The organism is Oscillochloris sp. ZM17-4 (assembly GCF_019599295.1).
GTDB lineage: Bacteria > Chloroflexota > Chloroflexia > Chloroflexales > Chloroflexaceae > Oscillochloris.
This window is the reverse complement of sequence record NZ_JAIEWN010000018.1, coordinates 88,270-107,408: the sequence shown is the minus strand read 5'-3', so window position 1 is coordinate 107,408 and position 19,139 is coordinate 88,270. Positions and strand designations below refer to the sequence as shown.

The 19,139-nt window shown below is 66.1% G+C and carries 16 protein-coding genes; 13 read left to right on the top strand and 3 right to left on the bottom strand.

The features are described from left to right. The first annotated feature begins 122 nt into the window (after nucleotides 1-122). From radA to murI, 9 genes are all read left to right on the top strand, one after another. Nucleotides 123-1,484, top strand: coding sequence for a DNA repair protein RadA (gene radA / locus K2Z83_RS14845; RefSeq protein WP_220595968.1), 1,362 nt, complete (start codon nucleotides 123-125; stop codon nucleotides 1,482-1,484). 101 nt (nucleotides 1,485-1,585) lie between these two features. Beyond that, a complete protein-coding gene (locus K2Z83_RS14840) occupies nucleotides 1,586-2,656 on the top strand; it encodes a PIN/TRAM domain-containing protein (protein ID WP_220595967.1) in 1,071 nt (356 codons plus the stop codon). Between the two features lie 37 nt (nucleotides 2,657-2,693). Further along, nucleotides 2,694-3,155, top strand: coding sequence for a D-aminoacyl-tRNA deacylase (gene dtd, locus K2Z83_RS14835; protein ID WP_220595966.1), 462 nt, complete (start codon nucleotides 2,694-2,696; stop codon nucleotides 3,153-3,155). Between the two features lie 147 nt (nucleotides 3,156-3,302). Beyond that, nucleotides 3,303-3,731, top strand: coding sequence for an anti-sigma regulatory factor (locus K2Z83_RS14830; protein WP_220595965.1), 429 nt, complete (start codon nucleotides 3,303-3,305; stop codon nucleotides 3,729-3,731). 55 nt (nucleotides 3,732-3,786) lie between these two features. Beyond that, on the top strand, nucleotides 3,787-4,302 hold the full coding sequence (locus K2Z83_RS14825; RefSeq protein WP_370650186.1) for a SpoIIE family protein phosphatase: 516 nt from the start codon (nucleotides 3,787-3,789) through the stop codon (nucleotides 4,300-4,302). Between the two features lie 155 nt (nucleotides 4,303-4,457). Then, entirely contained in the window at nucleotides 4,458-7,016 is a 2,559-nt protein-coding gene (locus K2Z83_RS14820; RefSeq protein ID WP_370650185.1) for an ATP-binding protein, read from the top strand. A gap of 169 nt (nucleotides 7,017-7,185) precedes the next feature. Continuing rightward, nucleotides 7,186-7,956, top strand: a complete 771-nt coding sequence (locus tag K2Z83_RS14815; protein ID WP_220595962.1) for a gamma-glutamyl-gamma-aminobutyrate hydrolase family protein — start codon at nucleotides 7,186-7,188, stop codon at nucleotides 7,954-7,956. 21 nt (nucleotides 7,957-7,977) lie between these two features. Then, on the top strand, nucleotides 7,978-8,706 hold the full coding sequence (locus K2Z83_RS14810) for a gamma-glutamyl-gamma-aminobutyrate hydrolase family protein (protein ID WP_220595961.1): 729 nt from the start codon (nucleotides 7,978-7,980) through the stop codon (nucleotides 8,704-8,706). A 60-nt stretch (nucleotides 8,707-8,766) separates the two neighbouring features. Beyond that, nucleotides 8,767-9,537, top strand: coding sequence for a glutamate racemase (gene murI, locus K2Z83_RS14805; RefSeq protein WP_220595960.1), 771 nt, complete (start codon nucleotides 8,767-8,769; stop codon nucleotides 9,535-9,537). 60 nt (nucleotides 9,538-9,597) lie between these two features. Here murI and K2Z83_RS29090 read toward each other — a convergent pair whose 3' ends face one another. The 3 genes from K2Z83_RS29090 to K2Z83_RS14790 all read right to left on the bottom strand — a co-directional run bounded on the left by K2Z83_RS29090 (nucleotide 9,598) and on the right by K2Z83_RS14790 (nucleotide 15,654). Next, nucleotides 9,598-11,409 carry a VanW family protein gene (locus K2Z83_RS29090; RefSeq protein ID WP_370650184.1) on the bottom strand — a complete coding sequence of 604 codons (1,812 nt, stop codon included), beginning with the start codon at nucleotides 11,407-11,409 and terminating at the stop codon, nucleotides 9,598-9,600. Between the two features lie 361 nt (nucleotides 11,410-11,770). After that, entirely contained in the window at nucleotides 11,771-12,961 is a 1,191-nt protein-coding gene (locus tag K2Z83_RS14795) for a M20 family metallopeptidase (protein WP_220595958.1), read from the bottom strand. A gap of 59 nt (nucleotides 12,962-13,020) precedes the next feature. Further along, the gene (locus tag K2Z83_RS14790; protein WP_220595957.1) at nucleotides 13,021-15,654 is read right to left on the bottom strand and encodes a GAF domain-containing protein; all 2,634 of its coding nucleotides are present in this window, start codon (nucleotides 15,652-15,654) and stop codon (nucleotides 13,021-13,023) included. Between the two features lie 190 nt (nucleotides 15,655-15,844). On the opposite strand from K2Z83_RS14790, the gene K2Z83_RS14785 reads away from it, so the two are divergent. The 4 genes from K2Z83_RS14785 to K2Z83_RS14770 all read left to right on the top strand — a co-directional run. Next, nucleotides 15,845-17,080, top strand: a complete 1,236-nt coding sequence (locus K2Z83_RS14785) for an amino acid ABC transporter substrate-binding protein (protein ID WP_370650183.1) — start codon at nucleotides 15,845-15,847, stop codon at nucleotides 17,078-17,080. A gap of 83 nt (nucleotides 17,081-17,163) precedes the next feature. After that, nucleotides 17,164-17,757 (top strand): disulfide bond formation protein B, encoded by a 594-nt coding sequence (locus K2Z83_RS14780; RefSeq protein WP_220595956.1) that lies wholly within the window; start codon nucleotides 17,164-17,166, stop codon nucleotides 17,755-17,757. A gap of 37 nt (nucleotides 17,758-17,794) precedes the next feature. After that, nucleotides 17,795-18,703 carry a DUF4129 domain-containing protein gene (locus K2Z83_RS29985; protein ID WP_220595955.1) on the top strand — a complete coding sequence of 303 codons (909 nt, stop codon included), beginning with the start codon at nucleotides 17,795-17,797 and terminating at the stop codon, nucleotides 18,701-18,703. A gap of 75 nt (nucleotides 18,704-18,778) precedes the next feature. Beyond that, on the top strand, nucleotides 18,779-19,139 hold a 361-nt coding region (locus K2Z83_RS14770; RefSeq protein WP_220595954.1), incomplete at its 3' end, for a DUF4350 domain-containing protein.

Here is a 19,139-nt window from a genome sequence, read left to right as displayed (position 1 = left end):
GGCCCCCGCGCTGCGACGTCAGTCGCGAGCGGGGCCACCGACGCTCCCAGGTGTACCCAGCGCGTATTCGCGCTAACAAAGAGTTGCACGTTTCTTTCCTGTCTGGGTGGTATAATGCGCCCATGGCAAAGACACGTACCATCTTCGTCTGCCAGCAGTGTGGTGCTCAGCAGAGCCGCTGGATGGGCAAGTGCCCCGATTGCGGCACCTGGGATAGCTTCGTCGAGCAGGTCGAGTCCCGACAGCCGAGCGGTAAGGTGCGTGATGGCGCTGTTGTCGGCGCGCGGCCTCAGCGCCTGCGTGATGTCGCCATCGGCGGATTCCAGCGGCTGCCCGTCCTCGGCGAGGAGTTCACCCGCGTCCTTGGCGGCGGCCTCGTCCCCGGGTCGGTCGTCCTGATCGGCGGCGACCCTGGCGTCGGGAAGACGACGCTGCTCTCACAGGTCTCGGCGCAGTTCGCCGCCGATGTCGGCCCGGCCCTCTACATCAGCGCCGAGGAGTCCGCCCAGCAGATCAAGCTGCGCGCCGAGCGCCTCGGCATGATCGCCGATGACCTCTATGTCTTCTCCGAGAACTCGCTCGATACGATCCTCGCGCAGATCCGCGAGCTGATGCCGAAGCTGGTGATCGTCGACTCGATCCAGACGGTCTACCTGGAGGAGCTCACGAGCGCCGCCGGCAGCGTCTCGCAGGTGCGCGAGGGCGCTCTGCGCCTGATGCACCTGGCCAAAGAGCTGCACATCCCGATCTTCCTGGTCGGCCACGTCACCAAAGAGGGCGCGATCGCCGGCCCGCGCGTCCTTGAGCATATCGTGGATGTGGTGCTCTACCTGGAGGGCGACCGCTTTCACCAGTACCGGCTGCTGCGCGGCGTGAAGAACCGCTTCGGCTCGACCAACGAGGTGGGCGTCTTCGAGATGGCCGGCGACGGCATGCGCGAGGTGCTGAACCCCTCGTCCGTCTTCCTCGCCGAGCGCAGCGCGGGCACGCCCGGCTCCTCGGTCGCGGTGACGATGGAGGGCACTCGCCCCCTGCTGGTCGAGGTGCAGGCCCTCACCTCGAACACGAGCAGCGCCCAGCCCCGCCGAACCACCAACGGCTTCGACCCGAACCGTCTGCTGATGCTGGTGGCGGTGCTCACGAAGCGCGTCGGCCTGCCGCTGTTCAACCAGGATATCTATGTCAATATCGTCGGCGGCCTGCGGATCAGCGAGCCAGCCGCCGACCTCGCGGTCGCTATGGCGATCACCTCGTCGTTCCGGAACCAGCCTATCGCCGCCGATATGGTGCTGCTCGGCGAGATCGGCCTCTCCGGGGAGCTGCGCAGCGTCAGCCAGATTGAGCGCCGGCTGAGCGAGGCGGCGAAGCTCGGATTCCATCACGCGGTGCTCCCCTCCGTCTCGCAGGTGAGCCCGCCAACAGGTGGCACGCTCATCCCCGCTCGCTCGTTGGCCGATGTCGTCGATCTGATCGCCCGAAAGTAGGGGTCAGGGGATGGGTGACAGGGGACAGGCCGCAGCAGCGAGCTAAGCCGACCCGATACCCGATACCCTGTATCCTGTACCCTATGCCCTGTACCCTGATTATGAAGGTTAGCCTCAACTTCCTCGTGCGTATCGCAGGGATGCTCGTGCTTGCGTATATCGGCTGGGCTACTGGGCGCTCGCTCTCCGACCCACGCCCCGATGACCTCCAGCAGTTTGCGACACAGCTGCTGCTGCTCTCCGGCGCCGGGCTCGGCCTGCTCGTCACCCCTCGGCTCACGATCGAGCCGGTGGAGGAGCTCCTGCGTCGCTCGCGAAGCGTCCCCCTGAGCGACCTCTTCCTCACCGGCGCTGGGGTGATGGTCGGCCTGATCTTCTCTGTGCTGCTCACGGTGCCGCTATCTTCGCTGCCGGCACCTCTCAGCCACTACCTGCCCGCGCTCTCCGCCGCGCTCTTCGCCTACCTTGGCGGCACCATTTTCATCACCCGCAAGCGCGATATCTTAGAGCGTATGCAGGGCTGGCGGCGGGCCGCACCGGCCATCACTCTCAACGCCAGCGAGAGCCCGACGCCGGGACGGCGCCTGATCCTTGATACGAGCGCGATCATTGATGGGCGGATCGCCGTGGTGGCCCAGACGGGCTTTCTGGAGGGCACCCTGATCGTCCCCGGCTTTGTGCTGGCCGAGCTCCAGCAGCTCGCCGACTCGAGCGATGATCTGCGCCGTGCCAAGGGGCGCCGCGGCCTTGAGTTGCTCAACGGGATGCAGAAGCAGTCTGCGCTCCCGATTGAGGTGGTGAATATTGAGGTCTCTGGGGCCACAAAGGTGGATGATAAGCTTGTGGCGATGGCGCGCCAGTATAGCAGCCCGATCATCACGAACGACTTTAACCTGAATCGGGTCGCTGCCCTGCAAGGGGTTAAGGTGCTGAGCTTGAATCAGCTGAGCGAGTCTGTCCGCCCGCCGGTGACTCAGGATCAGCGGCTCCACGTGATGATCCGCAATGAGGGGAACGCTCGCCAGCAGGGGGTCGGCTACCTTGAGGACGGCACCCCCGTGATCGTGGAGGAGGCCCGCCATCTTATCGGCCAGTCTGTGGAGGTTGTCGTCATTCGGCTCCACCAGACTCAGACCGGCCGCCTTGTGTTCGCTCAGCTCGCCGAGTCGTAGGGAACAGCGAATAGCGGACAGGGGACAGGTCGGGCCTATGCGGGCGATCATCCAGCGGGTCTCACAGGCGTCTGTGGAGGTTGAGGGCGAGGTCGTCGGCGCGATTGGGGCTGGGCTTCTTGTGCTGCTCGGCGTGGGCGTGGGCGATGGTGAGGCCGAGGCTTCGCTGCTGGCAGAGAAGACGGCCCAGCTCCGCATCTTCGCTGACGAGGGCGGCCGATTCGACCGCTCGCTGATCGATATCGGGGGGGCTGCCCTTGTCGTGTCGCAGTTCACGCTCTACGCCGACACCCGCAAGGGCCGGCGCCCCAGCTTTACCGATGCGGCCCCGCCTGAGATCGCCGCGCCCCTTGTGCAGGCCTACGCAGCTGCGCTGCGGGCACTGGGCATCCCCGTCGAGTCGGGCGTGTTCGGCGCGAGCATGCGCGTCGCCCTGGTGAACGATGGCCCCGTCACGATCAGCCTCGATAGTGCGGCGCTGCGCCTAACTCGGCGCTGAGCCCTGCGAGACTATGGTTCAAGCCGCGTGCTATAATGCACGGAATGGATGGGTATGATCCCCGTAGGTCGCATGCCTGCCTCCCCTCTACCTTCCGATACGAAGAGCGCTTTCTACCCCGCGTGATCACATAGGGCTGACTGCACGATGACGCCAGCAGAGTGCTTTATTCAGCGTGATGTCGATGTCTACTTGGCGATGAGCCGAGGGCGAACCGTTGCTGAGAAGCTTGGGCTGAAGCCGGTTGATCGCACCCGCGTCGAGATCGTGATCCTGGAGCTCTCGCGTAATCTGCTCGCGCACGCCGGCGGTGGTAAGCTGACGATGAGCATTATTGACGATCCAGTGCACGGGCTGGGGATGGCTATTACGGCAGAGGATACCGGCCCTGGGATCACGGATATCGATCTGGCGATGCAGGACGGGTATAGCACGGCACACACACTTGGCGCTGGCCTGCCCGGTGTGCGCCGTCTGACAGATGTGTTTCATATTGAGTCAGAGGTTGGCGTGGGCACCCGCGTCTATGCGGTGAAGTGGCTCAGCCCGTCTCGGAGGTCGATCTATGAGCGTTAGTTGGGGAGCCGCGTGCCGACCGAAAGAAGGCCAGTCGGTCAGTGGCGACGCGTTTGTGATTGAGCCGTTTGGCTCGAGTGGGCTTCACGTCGCGGTGATCGATGGCCTCGGCGGTGGCGTCGAGGCGGCGCGCGCCGCTGAGGGCGCCGTGACCGTGATCCGCGCCCGCCCCGACAGCGAACCGCTCGATATGATCCGCCAGGCCCATACGGCGCTGCATAATACGCGCGGTGCGGTGATCGGCCTGCTGACGCTTGACACGGTGAAGCGATCCGCTACCTATATAGGTGTCGGCAATATTGGCGCACAGGTCTATAGTAGCCAGCCGATCAAGCCGATCTCGAAGAATGGTATCCTCGGATATCGGCTGCCACAGCTGCTCAAGCTGAGCTACAGCTATAATTTTGGGGACACGTTCGTTTTATATAGCGACGGGATCTCCAGCCGGTTTAGCCTTGATGTGCATATAAACCACAGCCAGCCCCCCCAGGATCTCGCCGAGCTGATACTGAGCCGCTACGGGAAGATGAACGATGACGCCACAGCGGTGGTGGTCCGAATCAGCGAGTAATCATGCCGACGAGTAATGATCTCACCATATGGCTGTCCGCTCATCGCCTTGATCTCTGCGGCCCGTGGGCAGATTTGATCAGCGAACCCTCGCCGCCAGCGCTGGGCGATCTGTTCGATGATGAGGGGGGAGTCGCGACGGTAAGTAGCCCTGCCGTGAGCATCGATGCGCTCTATGATGCGCTGGTGCTTGCCGCTGGCGGCGACTATGCCGCCCTTGATACGCGCGTGCAGGCGATCAGCTATAGCGATGATATTCGCGACCAGGCGCTGAACGAGCGGCTGAGTCGCGCGTTTGAGTTTCGACGCACCTTCCGCAGCCTTCTCCGCCCTCAGGAGCGCGATGCTGCCTGCATCGTGGAGCTGATCGATACGTTTGATGTCCTCTTTGAGTATCTGATCAGCATGCTCGCCGACGGATGGGCCGCCCATAATGCGGCGGTGATCCGCGAGCGCGAGTTTATCGCCGAGAGCCTCGATGCGGCATCCGCCTCCGCCGACCAGCGCGCCCTCCAGCTGAAGGCTCTTAACGATATCTCCCAGCGCCTCTCGGCGAGCCTTGAGCGCAGCCAGCTGCTCGATCTGGTGGCTACGAACCTGCATCGGCTCACCGGCGTCGCCCATATTGCGGTCTGGATGCCGGCTGATGATGGCGACGATGCCCTGGTGGCCGCCTACACCTGCGGCGAGGACGCGGAGGCCACGCAGGGCCTGCGTATCGCCAAGGGGGGCACGCAGGACGTGACCTGCCGGGCGTTCTGCACCGGGCGGATCCAGTTTGAGATCGCGCCGGACCCTCTTCTGCAGGGTGCCTGGTACCGCGAGAGCTGTGGCGTGCTGGCGCTGCCGATGCTGATGAATGATCAGGCGATCGGGGTGGTGACACTCCAGGACCCGAACCCGGTCGAGCAGCTGCGATTCCAGCAGGATCTGGCCCAGGGCGTGATCAGCCAGGCGGCGATCGCTCTCCAGAATGCGCAGCTGTACACGGAGGTGCGCACGCTCAATGTGGAGCTAGAGCAGCGCGTCGAAGAGCGCACGCGCCAGCTTCAGCAGGAGAAGGATCGCCTCGCCACGATCAATGAGATCTCCACCGAGGTGAGCAGCACCCTCGACCTGAACACGCTGCTGAACACGTCGCTCACGGTGCTCGCCAGCATCTCGCAGGCCGAGCACGCGTCGATCATGCTGGTCGAGCAGGATGATAGCAGCCTGCTGGTCACCCGCGCGGTCTACGGCGTCCCGCCGAGCCCCGGCAATGATTACATCCGCTTCCCGATCGGCTCGGGCATTGCCGGATGGGTCGCCCAGCAGCGCAAGGGTCTGCTCGTCGATGATATCGGCACGGATGATCGCTGGGTCTCGATCCCCGGCGGCTCGCTGCGCAAGCGCGAGGGCTCAATGATCGCGGTGCCGCTGCTGATGCAGGGCGAGGTGCTCGGGGTGATCTCGATCTCGCACCGCGAGGCGGGCTACTTCCAGGAGGGCCACCTGCGCATGCTCAATGCTTGCGCTGGCCCGATCGCGATCGGCATCAATAACGCGAATCTCTTTCAGATGATCAGCGCTGAGGCGGAGCGACGCTACGAGCTGCTTGACCGACAGCAGACAGAGTCGAGCCAGATCGAGGCGATCCTCCAGAACCTCGCCGATGGCGTGATCGTCTGCGATCTCTATGGGTCGGTGCTGATGGCGAACCAGGCTGCCGGCAGCGTCCTTGGTCGCCCTATCGAGGATCTCCTGCTCTGGAACCTCCACGATATTATCACCCGCTACCTGAGCCAGCGATCAACCGAGCTGCCCCTCGACGAGCTACTGTCCCGCCCGTTCGACGCGCATGAGCAGCGCCGTATCTTCACCTCGACGGCGAAGGTGGGCATGCGGATGGTGAGCATGACGATGGGCCCGGTGCTTAAGGATGACGGCCAGATGCTGGGAGCCCTCCTGGTGGTGCGCGATATCACGCGTGAGATTGAGGCCGACCGGATGAAGACGGAGTTTATCGGCACGATGTCGCATGAGCTGCGCACACCGATGACCGCGATCAAGGGCTTCACCCAACTCCTCGCGATGGGCGGCCTCGGCCCGCTCAATGAGACGCAGCGCGAGTTTGTGAATACCATTCACACGAACACCGAGCGGATGATCGCGCTGATCAATGATGTGCTTGACATAACAAAAATCGAGTCGGGCAGCGTCGATCTCGAGTGGCGCTCGCTGCACATGGCCGAGTCGCTCAGCGGCGTGATGTCGGAGCTACAGGGCACGATCAACGCGCGCAGCCACGACCTGAATATCAGCATCCCACCGGGGCTGCCTCTGGTGCGGGCCGACGCCCACCGGCTCCACCAGATCCTCTTCAACCTGCTCTCGAACGCGGTGAAGTATACGCCGAAGGGCGGGAAGATCTGGGTGCAGGCGCACGAGGCGAACTACGCCGATCTGCCTGATGATGTGCGGGCGAGCGTGGCATCTGATAAGCGCTACGCCCAGATGAATATTCGCGACACGGGCGTGGGTATCGAGCGGGATGATCTGGCGCGGATCTTTGACCGCTTCTATCGCACCGAGAACCCCTTGAAGATCGAGGCGGGCGGCACTGGCCTCGGCCTCTCGCTGGTGAAGCCGCTTGTGGAGCTGCTCGGCGGGCGGATCTGGGTTGAGAGCGCCCTCGGTGAGGGCAGCACGTTTAGCTTCATCCTGCCGGCGAGCTAGGGGTGGCGTGGCCGCACCACGGTGATCTTTAGAGGATGGCGGCTTGTCGGCATTGCCGACAAACCGCCATCCTCTAAATGGCCGCAACCCTGTGCTATAATGCGCGAATATCCCGGCCCGGCGCGGGGCGCGGGGCAAACGCGTCAGAGCACGAGGAGTAAGCGCAGCAATGAAACCTCTGATCGGCATCTCGTGCGGCACCTTCCGCGATCACGCGTGGTGCCCGCCATCATATGGCCACCGCCAAACCTATGTGGACGCCATCCTGCGGGCCGGCGGCGCGCCGCTGCTCATCCCCCCGGTGACGGATGAGGCCACGCTGCGCGTGCTCTACGAGCGGCTCGACGGCATCCTGCTCGCCGGCGGCGGCGACATCGCGCCGAGCACCTACGGCGATGCCCCCCACGAGAAGCTGGGCCTGGTGGACTCCGCGCGCGATGACTCGGAGCTGCCGCTGGCCCGCTGGGCGATCGCCGAGGCGAAGCCGGTGCTCGGGATCTGCCGCGGCATCCAGGTGATCAACGTGGCGCTCGGCGGCACGCTCTACCAGGATATCCCCAGCCAGGTGAGCGACAGCCTGCGCCACACGCTCTCCTACGAGCGTGAGGACTGGACCTACATGGCCCACGATATCTCCATCGACCCGAACTCGCGCTTCGCTCAGCTGATGGGCGTTCAGGCGATGACGATCAACTCGCTCCACCACCAGTCGCTCAAGGAGCTCGCCCCCGGCCTGCAGGCGGTGGCCTGGGCTCCTGACGGGATCGTTGAGGCGGTGGAGGGCCAGGGCGATAGTTTCGTCGTTGGCGTGCAGTGTCACCCGGAGGCGCTCCAGGCCTCGGCCGACCCGCGCTGGCAGGCGCTCTTCCTCGCCTTCGTCGAGAGCTGCGCCGCCTATCGACCGAACTCCGCTCTGGCGGCCTCATTGACTCACCCGTAGGATATGTACGGAGGCTAGAGGATGAAGCGACCGATTATTGGCGTCTCGTGTATGAATGCCCGAGATGCTCACGACAGCGACCTCATGGCGGTGCGGCCAACCTACCTGCGGGCGATCGAGGCGGCCGGCGGCGTGCCGCTGCTGATCCATCTCACCGATGACCTCGATGTGGTGCGGTCGCTCTACGCGCTGTGCGACGGTGTCCTGCTGCCCGGCGGCATTGATGTGGACCCCGCGCGCTATGGTGAGGAGCCCATCCCCGAGCTTGGCGAGGTTGACCGCCAGCGCGACGAGGTCGAGATCGCTCTGGCCCGCTGGACGCGCGACGATAAGAAGCCGCTCATGGGTATCTGCCGGGGCATCCAGGTGATCAATGTGGCCTTCGGTGGCACGCTCTACCAGGACATCCCCAGCCAGCTGGCTGAGACCTTCGACCACCAGGCGAACACGAAGATGCGCCAGTACGATGTGCTGACTCACGGTATTGCGCTGGAGCCGGATAGCTGGCTGGCCGAGCGTCTGTCTCGCGACGAGGTGATGGGCAACACCATGCACCACCAGGCGGTGAAGGATTTGGCGCCGGGGATGCGGGTGGTCGGTCGCGCGCCCGATGGGGTGGTTGAGGCGATGGAGGGGACCGGCGAGCAGTTTGTGGTGGCGGTGCAGTGCCACCCCGAGCACCTCTGGGCGAGCGCCGAGACGCGCTGGCTGCGGGTATTCGAGGGCTTTGTCGCGGCCTGCAATCGCTAGTGCTGAATGTTGAATGCTGAATGTGGCCCATTCAGCATTTAGCATTCAACATTATTCACTATGATCGGCGTCTTCGACTCTGGCCTCGGCGGGCTCTCGGTGCTACGCTCGGTGCGTGACATGCTGCCGGGCCAGGATCTGCTCTACCTGGCCGACAGTGCCTACTGCCCCTATGGCCCGCGCCCGCTCGTCGAGGTGCAGGGGCGCGCGCTGGCGATCGGGCGCTGGCTGGTCGCGCAGGGTGCGGCGGTGGTGGTGATCGCCTGCAACACCGCGACCTCGGCGGCGGCCGACCTGCTGCGCGCCGAGCTCCCCGTCCCAGTGGTAGGCATGGAGCCGGGGCTGAAGCCGGCGATCGCGGCCTCGCGCAGCGGCAGGGTTGCGGTGCTGGCTACCAGCGGCACACTAGGGGGCGAGCGCTTCGCCAGCCTGGTGGATCGCTTCGCCGGGGGGGCGCAGGTGCTCACCGTGGCCTGCCCTGATCTGGTCGGCTATGTGGAGGCGGGCGACCTGGATGGCCCGGAGGTGCGCGCTGCGGTGGTGGGCTACCTGGCGCCGCTGCTTGCCGAGGGCGTGGATAGCCTTGTCCTGGGCTGCACGCACTTCCCCTTCCTCCGCCCGCTGATCGCTGAGCTTGTCGGCCCTGCGGCGGCGATCATTGACACTGGGCCGGCGGTGGCGGCCCAGGTGGCGCGGGTGGCCGCGGGCTCGGCTCGTGGCGTGGGCGCGCTGCGGTGTGTGACGACGGGCGATCCTGCTGAGGTGGCGGTGTCGCTCGCCAGGGTGTGGGGCGGGCCGTTGCCGCTCTCGTGGGCGAGCGTGGAGATATAAGCAGGAGGCGCCCCATTGGGGCGCCTCCTGTGGATATGTCTGGCTGACGCCAGTAGGGCCTTAGCCGTCGCTCGGGGCCGGCTGGGCGGTGCTCGGGTCGGGCTCCGGGGCCGGCGGCTGGTTCGGGTCAGGTGCCGGGGCCGGCGGCTGGTTCGGGTCGGGCTCAAGCGGGATCTCCGGGGTTGGCTCGGGGGTTGGCATCGGCTTCCCATCGGGGCCGAGGTCGGCCGGGTTCACCTCGAAGATATTTGGCCAGGGGCGGAACTTTGTCACAAAGTTACGCTCTTCGACGAGCTGGCCGTTCTGCTTCACGACACGGGTGAAGTTGATCTGCATGCCGCCGCGTGCCGTATCGCTCTGGTGCCGGCTGCCCTGAGGGATCTTCGGCTCGGCGATATAGACCGGCTCGGACGGCGCTGGCACGCGGTTCGTGATCGAGGGGCCGAGGAGCTCCACCTTACGGCCCGTGTCGGTGCCGTAGATTCGCACCTCGGCGACTCGATTGGCGACATTGACACTGGTCTGGATCAGCAGCCAGTGGCCCGTGTCGTTCAGGAACTTGAAATCGGGTCCGCCGGTGAAGATCGTCGCGTCCATGCCGGGGCCGTTGCCGTAGTCGGCGAAGGCGTACTTATCGTACCAGCTGATATAGAAGGAGTGGCCCCAGCGCTCGGTGATCGGCAGGCCGGCCCAGAACGCGGCGCGGAACATCGTGGTCGAGTCCTGGCAGATGCCGCCGCCCCACTCAAGCTGGGTGCGATTCTGGACGATGGCGTAGCCCTCGACGAACCCGTTAGAGGCGTCGATATTGCCGACGGTGCTGTTGAACGAGAACTCGTCGTCGGGGGCGAGCAGGACGCCCTGGAGCAGGGCCATGCCGGCCTTAATGTTGGTGATGCGGTAGGCGGCGGAGCCGGTGAAGTCGCTCTTGCCGACCGAGAGCAGCTGGTCGATACCGAGCTGCTGGATGTTCGCCTGGGTGACCGGCGGCGCCACAGCGGCGAAGGGCAGGGTCAGCTCGCGCTGAGATCCGCCGCTGCGGATGCTGGCGGTGACCATATCGACGGCGCGGGCCTCATCGACGCGCTCGCCGGGGGTGCCTTCCTCGGTGATCCGCATATCGCCGCCGTTCCAGTCGACGCGCGGGTAGTCGCCCCGAACCTCTGTCGCGTCGGCGATAGCGGTGATCTTCTGGCGGATCTGCGCATCGTCGAGGCTCACCGCGAGTGTGTCGCCAGAATCGCCGGTGACGCGCTCAACGCGCACGAGGCGGGCCAGATCATCGATCGACCAGGTGAACTGCTCATCTCCCGCAGTGAGGGTGACGGGTGCCACGAGGAGGGCCGCGATCTGGCGCTGGGCCTCCTGGGCGGCGCCATCGCTCAGGCGCGGCTGGAGCTCGCGGGTGCGCAGGGCGATCTGCTGCGGGGAGAGCCCCTGGATGGCGGCGGTGATCTCGTGAAGGGTGTCGCTAATCATGAGCTGCTGGCCGGAGGCCGAGGGCTGCACGCTGATCAGCGAGCCGTCGATCTCAAGGTTGGCGTCGATGGCCGGCTGGTCGACCTCGATGACGCGATCCGACAGGTAGTGCTGCATCGCCTCCTGGTCGATCGTCATGTGGAGCGGCAGCTCAAGGCCATTCTCCCAGACGGCGGCGACCTCGCGCAGGTTGTCGATCAGGCCGTTTTTTCGACCGGCAGCGTACGCCGCATCAATGGCGCTATCGATCTCGATCCGCACGCCGATCTCCGACACGGTCGGCGTCCACTGCTGGTCGCCATAGGTAAGGGTGAGCGGCTGGGCCAGGAATGGCGAGAAGCTCGCCTCAAGTGCCTGTTTCGCCTCGGCCGGCGTCATCTCGCCGACGGGCACACCGCGGATAGCAACATTTGGGTAAATTTTACCTGAGTAGCTGCGGTCAAAAAGATAAAGGGCGCCGCCAATGCCGCCCACCACAACCAGAAACAGCGCCGTCAGAGAGAGCCAAACCCAGCGAACCCACGGGCGTCGCCCGCGTATCTGTGGTCTGGGTGGAGTCGCGCCTTCGGTGCGACCAGCCGATGACCCGAGCGGAGAGGAATGCTCAACCGACACCAGGACCTCCTGAAGGGAAACATGATATTGATGACACGAACACTTATTTGCCTTGACCACTATACCCGCCTGCACTAGGCGTGTCAATGAGTGTAAGGTGAGAGGCGGGGCGGCTCGTGAGTCGCCCCGCCTGGTGGCGCTAGTCCGCCTCTCCGCGCAGGCAGCGCACGGCGGCCTCGCTGAGGATGGCGGCGCCGCTGGGGAGGCATGCCTCATCGATATCGAAGCGCGGGTTGTGGTGCGGGAAGTTCAGCCCCTTCGCGTCGTTGCGGGCGCCGAGCATAAAGAAGTTGCCCGGCACGCGCTCCAGGACGGCCGAGAAGTCCTCGCCGCCGGTGGTGCGGAAGGTGGTGTTGATATTCTGCTCGCCGAGGACATCGGCGGCCACGCCGTGTACGACGGCGGTCGGGCGCGGCGCGCTGATCGTCGGGTCGACGCCGAGGGTGATGAGCACCTCGGCACGTGCGCCGAGGGCGGCGGCCACCCCCTCAGCTACGGCGCGGATGCGCGTGTGAAGCACCGCGCGCACATCCTGGCTGAAGCAGCGGATGGTGCCGCGCATTGTGGCGGTCTCGGCGATCACATTCCCCGCCTCGCCGGCGTGGATGGCCCCGACTGTCACCACCCCGGTATCGTTCGGGTTGATGTTGCGGGCGACGACCGTCTGGAGGGCGACGACGATATGCGAGGCGACGAGGACCGCATCGACGGTCTGGTCGGGCTGGGCACCGTGGCCGCCACGGCCGTGTACGGTGATGCTGAGCCCATCGCCGGCCGCCAGCATCGCGCCGCTCACCACCGCCGCCGTGCCCAGCTCGTGCCATGATGAGACGTGCAGGCCGAGGGCGTAGTCGACCTTCGGCCCATCCAGCAGCCCGTCGTTGATCATGCTCATGGCGCCGCCGAGGCCCTCCTCGGCGGGCTGGAACATCAGCTTGATCGTGCCGGGCACCTGCTCGCGGTGCTTGGCCAGCAGGGTCGCCACGCCGATACCGACGGCCACGTGGGCGTCGTGGCCGCAGGCGTGCATGACGCCGGGGGTCTGCGACTTATATGGGACGTCGTTCTCCTCCTGGATGGGCAGGGCGTCCATATCAAAGCGCAGCAGGACGACCTTCTCTCCGGGCTGGCCGCCCTGGAGCAGGCCGACCACGCCGGTCTTGCCGACGCCGGTCATCACCTCATAGCCGAGGCTGTTGAGCTTCTCGGCGACGATGCGGGCGGTGCGAACCTCCTGGAACCCCATCTCGGGGTGCATGTGCAGATCGCGGCGGATGGCGGTGAGCTCGTCGCTCATGGCGAGGGCATCTTCGAGGAAGGGGGTGCTCATCGGGCGGCTCCTCATACAGGCAGGCTATGGCGGGTCGTGGGCAGTTCGTTCAGTATACCCTAAGACGTGCGGCATGTAGCGAGCGCGCCCCCGATCCGCGCGAGCAGATCGTCGGGGCTGAACGGCTTCTGGAGGAAGGCGTCCGGTCGGAGGCTGTGCAGCTGCTGGTTGAGATCCTCGATAGTGTAGCCGCTCATCAGCACGACTGGCACAGCGGGGTTGATCATGCGCAGCTCGCGCATGGTTTTTTCCCCATCCATGTGTGGCATCGTCATGTCGAGGAGCACGAAGGCTAGCTCTGCGTGGTGCTGGCGAAAGATCTGGACGCCGGCCTCGCCATAGGCGGACTGAACGACGGTGTAGCCGCTGCGCTCCAGGATGCGCGCGGCCATCTGGCGCACCTCGTCTTCATCATCGATGACCAGGACGAGCGTACTTGCGCTGGGTGAGATCGCTGGGCTGGCCTGCTCTGGCGTCGCGCCCTGCGCGTGTGGTGCGGTCAGGGCCGGGAAGAGCACGCTGAATGTGCTGCCCATGCCGGGGGCGCTCTCGATATGCAGTGCGCCCCAGTGGCCGCGCATGATCCCCAGGACGGCCGCCAGCCCCAGGCCGCGGCCAGTAAACTTGGTGCTGAAGAAGGGGTCGAAGATGCGGGCCTGGGTCGCCGCATCCATCCCGATGCCAGTGTCGCTCACGGTGAGCACAACGTAGGCTCCCTCCGGCAGATCGGCGGCGGGGTAGGTCTCAGCGAGGTAGCTGCGTTCGATCATGCGTAGGGCGGTGCTGATGGTGATCGTGCCGCCGTTGGCGGGAAGGGCCTCGGCGGCATTGACGATCAGGTTCATCACCACCTGGCGGATCTGGGCCGTGTCAGCCTCGATCATCGGGATGTCGGCGGCGAGGTTCTGCTGAATGATCGCGTCTTTGCGGATCGAGAAGCGCAGCATCACGACCATCTCGGACACCAGGGTGTTGATCGCGGTGGGCTGGCGGTTGACTTTGCCGCGCCCGGCGTAGATCAGCATGTGGCGCACCAGGTCGGCGGCGCGCTGGGCGACCGTCTCGATCTCGACGGCGCTCTGGTAGGCCGGCGTGTTCGGCGCGAGGTCGAGCAGCAGCAGCCCGGCGTTGCCGGTGATCGCGGTGAGCAGGTTGTTGAAGTCGTGGGCGATCCCGCCCGCCAGCACGCCCAGGCTCTCGAGGCGCTGGGTCTCCTGGAGCTTGCGCTCGATGGCCAGGCGCTCCTCCTCGGCCCGCTTGCGGGCGGTGATATCCTGGGCGATGAGCATCAGCTCTGCGGGGCTGCCCTCGGAGTCGCTGCGGCATGTCAGGATCCAGACGAAGGATCGCTCCTCGCCGGTGGGGATCTGCCATGTGGTCTCGAAGGTTGTGGGCTGGCCGGCGAGGGCGGACCACGCGTGCGCCGCGAAGCGGTCGCGGTGGTCGGGGTTCACGAAGCGCCGCAGGTAGCTGGTGCCGAGAACCTCGGTGCGCGCCACCCCGTAGACTCGCTCGGCCTCGCGGTTGAACTCGGTGATGCTGAGGTCGGGGGCGGTGCAGATGATCACGCTGCCGGCCAGCTCGATCAGGGAGCTGAATCGCCGGGCCGAGTCCTCAACGCGGGCGAAGAGTCGCGCGTTCATCACCGCGACGCTCACCTGGTCGGCCAGCAGGGTGAGTAGGGCGAGGTCGTCATCATTGAGGATGGGCGTCCCATTTGACTCGACGGCCAGGGTGCCGAGGGCCGGGCCGTCGCCATAGCGCAGGGGGACGATGATCGCCTGGCAGATGCCGGGCATCGCGAACATGAAGTCGGGGTCCTGGGCGGCGGCGCGCACAAAGACGGGCTCGCCGCTGCGGGCGACCCGCCCGCTCGCGCCCTGGGCGAGCTGGATCACGGGGATCACCGAGTCGTAGCCGATGACCGACTGGAGGTAGAGTGCCTCGCCCTCGCGCAGGTAGATGCTGATCAGCTGGTAGCCGAAGGCGCGGTTGATCTGGTCTACGACGGTCTGGCAGATCTGGTCGAGGCGCAGATCCGAAGTAATGGCCTGGGCGACGCGCTGCACGGTGGTGAGCTCGTTGAGGCGGCGCTGGGCGGCCCGCATGAGCAGGGCGTTGTCGACGGCGAGGGCGGTGCGGCGGCAGAGCTCCTCGGCCAGCGCGACGATCCGGGGTGTGATCCGGTGATCGGGCGGGCTCATGGTGAACGATATGGCGCCCCGGATCTCGTTGCGCACCGCCAGGGGAACCACCAGCGAGCTGCGCGGGCCGATCTGCCGCATGAGCTGAAGGTACTCGGCGTTCTCGGCGTGTAGCGTGTAGCGTGTGTCATCGACGGGGTCGGACAGGATGGTCTCTCTGCGCTCAATCGCCTGCCGCGAGAGCGCCATTGAGCTGGCCGACGGCTTGAGCTGCTGGAGGGCGCTGATGATCGGCTCGTGCGCCGGGTTGCGGCAGGCCAGGGCGATCTGGCGGATGTCGCCGGACTCGACCACGCTGATGGAGCACCAGTCGGAGAGAAAGCTCACCACGAGTCGGGCGATGCCGGTGAGCACCTGCTCGTAGTCGAGCGAGGCCACTAGGATCGACCCGGCGGCCGTCAGGAAGCGCAGCTGCTCGTCGTCCCATTCGAACTGCAGCCCAGCTGGTGGTGACGACGGTTGTGGTGGGTCTGATCTGGGCTGCGCCATGTTCGAAACCTCTGCGGGGGCATAGATACAGCACACCTCGTTGATACCATGTATGGTACGTGATATTCGCGTCGGGGCGCAAGCGAGAAGGCGTATGCGGTACAATACGTGTACACAAACGTTGTCACGCGCCAATGCTGGCGCACATGCATCACATCTCAGAACATCATTATGATGAAGAGGAGCACCCGTGATTCGACCTTCCCCCCTTGCACGAAGCCCGCTCTGGCTCCTCCGGCTGAGCGCCGCCGCCCTCATCGGCGCGCTGCTCGCCGGGTGTAGCCTGCCCTTCGCCCAGCAGCCGACCCCCCAGTCGGTCATTGTGATCGTGACCGCGACGCCCGACCCGCGCGCGCTGCCCACGGCGCTGCCGGATGCGACGGCGGCGCCCGAGACGCCCGCCGCCGCCGTCACCCCGGAGCCCCTGGCGGATACCCCGGAGCCGACCCCGGCGGCCGGCGGGCTCCTGGAGCGGGTGAAGGCCCGCGGCACGCTGATCTGCGGCGTGAACGCCGACCTGCCCGGCTTTGGGTTCTATGATAGCGTGCGCGGCCGCTGGAGCGGCTTCGATGTGGACTTCTGCCGGGCTGTGGCGGCGGCGATCTTTGGCGACGCGAGCGCGGTGGAGTTCGTGGCCCTGAACACCTCGGGCCAGAACGAGCGCTTTGATGCGGTGCGCAGCGGGAAGGTCGATGTGCTCTTCCGCAACACGACCTGGACGCTCGGTCGCGACGCGTCGCAGCTGGCCTTTGGCCCGACGACCTTCCACGATGGGCAGACCTTTATGGTGCGCAGCGCCGACAAGATCACGACGGTCGAGGGGCTTGCGGGCAAGAAGATCTGCGTGGCGAGCGGCACCACAAGCGAGCAGAATCTGAGCGATGACCTTGTCTCCCGCGGGATCGTCTTCGATGCTGTCCTGTACGATGATGAGAACAAGCTCTACCCCGCCTATGACGCCGGCCTGTGCGATGCGGTGACGAGCGACAGCTCGCAGCTCGTCTCGAAGCGGCAGACCCTGGCGAACCCTGAGGATCATATCATCCTCGGGGACCGCATCTCGCGCGAGCCGCTCGGCCCGGTCTTTATCGAGGGCGATGAGCAGTGGCGCGATGTGGTGACCTGGGTGGTCTTCGCGACGATGTACGCCGAGGAGCTGCGGGTTGACCAGTCGAATGTGGAGCAGCTGAACGCCAGCAGCGCCGACCCGCGGGTGCAGCGGCTGCTCGGGCTGGAGGGCGGCTTTGGCGAGAAGCTGGGCCTGGGCAATGACTTTGGCTATCAGATCATCAGCCTGGTAGGCAACTATGCGGACATCTATAACCGTAACCTCGGGCCGACCACGCCCTTCGCCCTCGACCGTGGCCCGAACAAGGCGTGGAACCTGGGGGCGGGCGGGGTGCTCGCCTCCTCGCCGTTCCGCTAGGTAGATTGCTGATTGCAGATCGGCGCTGAGCTTGGTCATGATAGAATGCCGGGGAAGTTGCGCAAGAAACGTAAGGATGTGCTATGGCTCAGGCCAAGGAGATGCCCATGGCGGGCGATGATGCGCAGGCCGCCATGGGCGGGCTGGTGGGGCTGCTGACGGCGTCGTGTCGGCATATCGCGCTGCTGGCGGCGATGGTCGCCACCTGCGGCAGCCTCTTCTTCAGCGATATGCTGGGCTGGCTCCCGTGCCAGCTCTGCTGGTACCAGCGCATCCTGATGTACCCGCTGACGGTGATTCTGGCGGTGGGCATCCTGCGGCGCGACCGCGGGCTGCACTGGTACGCTCTGCCGCTCTCGCTGATGGGGATGGGTGTCTCAACGTTCCACTACCTTGAGGTGATGAAGATCATCGAGCCCTCGCCGTGCAGCGGGGTGGTGCCGTGCAGCATTGACTATCTTACCCCGATCCTGACGGGGCCGCTGGGCTTTATCAAGATCCCGTTTCTGGCCCTGGTAGCCTTTACGATCATCAGCATTATGCTGGGGAACTTTGTGGTCGCCGGCGATGAGGCGCTGCCCGCAGACGGGCGCGCCCAGGCTGCGGCGCGCTGGTGGGCGCTCGGGATCGTGGCGGCGACGGTGCTGGCCTTCCTTGGTCTGGCCGCGCTGCTCTGAAGAGGCTGAGGCACTGAGGCACTATCGCTACGCCATCGTGATCGCGGCCCTCGCACTCGCCCTGCTGGGCGCGGGCACCGCGCGCGCCCAGGCCGTCGATCTGGACGGCTATCTGCGGCTGCTCCGCGAGGCCCACGCCGCCGCCGAGCGCCGCGATCAGATCGGCCTGGGGCAGGTGGCCCCGGCTCTGGTGTCTGTGCGCAGCGTGGCCCTGCCCGGCGGCAGCGCCCCGGCCGATAACCGCTGGCTCGCTGCGGCGCTGGATGTCCCCAGCCCCGACCTGCCGGCGATCGCCGCCCGCCTGGGCGCGCTGATCGATGCGCTCTCCACAACGGCGGCATCGCCCGCGGCCGACGCAGAGGAGCGGCTGCGGGCGATTCTCTCCCGGCCGCCCTTCGGGCAGGCCGACTCGCCGCATGAGCCGGGCTGGCTCGACAGGCTCTTCCAGTGGCTTCTCGATCTGCTCGGGCGCGTCTCCCAGCCGGTGGGACGGGCGGCTGCGGAGGGCAGCGGCGGCCTGTCCTGGGCTATGGCGATCATTGGGCTGCTGATCATCGGCGCGGTGCTGGCGGCGTGGGTGGGCGGCCTGCGCCGCGCCCTCGCCCCGACGGCCCGCCTGCGCGATGATGACCCCGAGGCGGGCCTGAGCGCCGGCGACGCGGCCCTGAACGCGAGCGCCCTCGCCCGCTCCGGAGACTACCGCCGCGCCGCGCGCCTGCTCTACCTCTCGTCGCTGCTCTGGCTTGATGAGCGCGGCAGGCTGCGCTACGACCGCGCCCTGACCAACCGTGAGCATCTCGACCGCCTGGGCGATGACCCGGCCCTGCGCGAGCGCCTGCGGCCGGTGGTCGAGACCTTCGACCGGGTCTGGTACGGAGACATGCCCCTGGACGCTACGGGGTACGCCGCCTATGAGGGCGAGGTCGCGGCCCTTAGGGAATTGTAGATTGCAGATTGCAGATTGCAGATTGGCACGCCAATCTGCAATCTGCAATCTGCAATCTGCAATCTGCAATCGCCAATGAGAATCCGTTGGGACATCCTGATCGTCGGGGCGCTCTTTGTGGCCCTGGCCGCCTTCCTCACCCTTGTGCCCGCCGACGGCGGCGAGGACCGCGGCGCCACATCGCACTCAAGCGCCTCCGATGGCGCCCTGGCGCTCTACCGCTGGCTGGGCGACCTCGGCTATGGCGTGGAGCGTCTGGAGTACCGCGACTTCGCCCTGGACTCTGGGGTCGATCTGCTCTTTGTGCTCGCCCCGCCGGACAGCTACGCCCCGGCGGAGGTCGACTCGGTGCTGCGCTGGGTTGAGTCGGGCGGCACGCTGATCCTGGCCGACGACCGGCGGCTCGGCGGCGCCACGGCGCTGCTGCGCGCCCTAG

Bases quoted from the DNA above. Each gene is read 5' to 3' on its own strand.
- radA (WP_220595968.1), top strand. From the start codon at position 123: ATGGCAAAGACACGTACCATCTTCGTCTGCCAGCAGTGTGGTGCTCAG.
- K2Z83_RS14840 (WP_220595967.1), top strand. From the start codon at position 1,586: ATGAAGGTTAGCCTCAACTTCCTCGTGCGTATCGCAGGGATGCTCGTG.
- dtd (WP_220595966.1), top strand. From the start codon at position 2,694: ATGCGGGCGATCATCCAGCGGGTCTCACAGGCGTCTGTGGAGGTTGAG.
- K2Z83_RS14830 (WP_220595965.1), top strand. From the start codon at position 3,303: ATGACGCCAGCAGAGTGCTTTATTCAGCGTGATGTCGATGTCTACTTG.
- K2Z83_RS14815 (WP_220595962.1), top strand. From the start codon at position 7,186: ATGAAACCTCTGATCGGCATCTCGTGCGGCACCTTCCGCGATCACGCG.
- K2Z83_RS14810 (WP_220595961.1), top strand. From the start codon at position 7,978: ATGAAGCGACCGATTATTGGCGTCTCGTGTATGAATGCCCGAGATGCT.
- murI (WP_220595960.1), top strand. From the start codon at position 8,767: ATGATCGGCGTCTTCGACTCTGGCCTCGGCGGGCTCTCGGTGCTACGC.
- K2Z83_RS14795 (WP_220595958.1), bottom strand. From the start codon at position 12,961: ATGAGCACCCCCTTCCTCGAAGATGCCCTCGCCATGAGCGACGAGCTC.
- K2Z83_RS14790 (WP_220595957.1), bottom strand. From the start codon at position 15,654: ATGGCGCAGCCCAGATCAGACCCACCACAACCGTCGTCACCACCAGCT.
- K2Z83_RS14780 (WP_220595956.1), top strand. From the start codon at position 17,164: ATGGCTCAGGCCAAGGAGATGCCCATGGCGGGCGATGATGCGCAGGCC.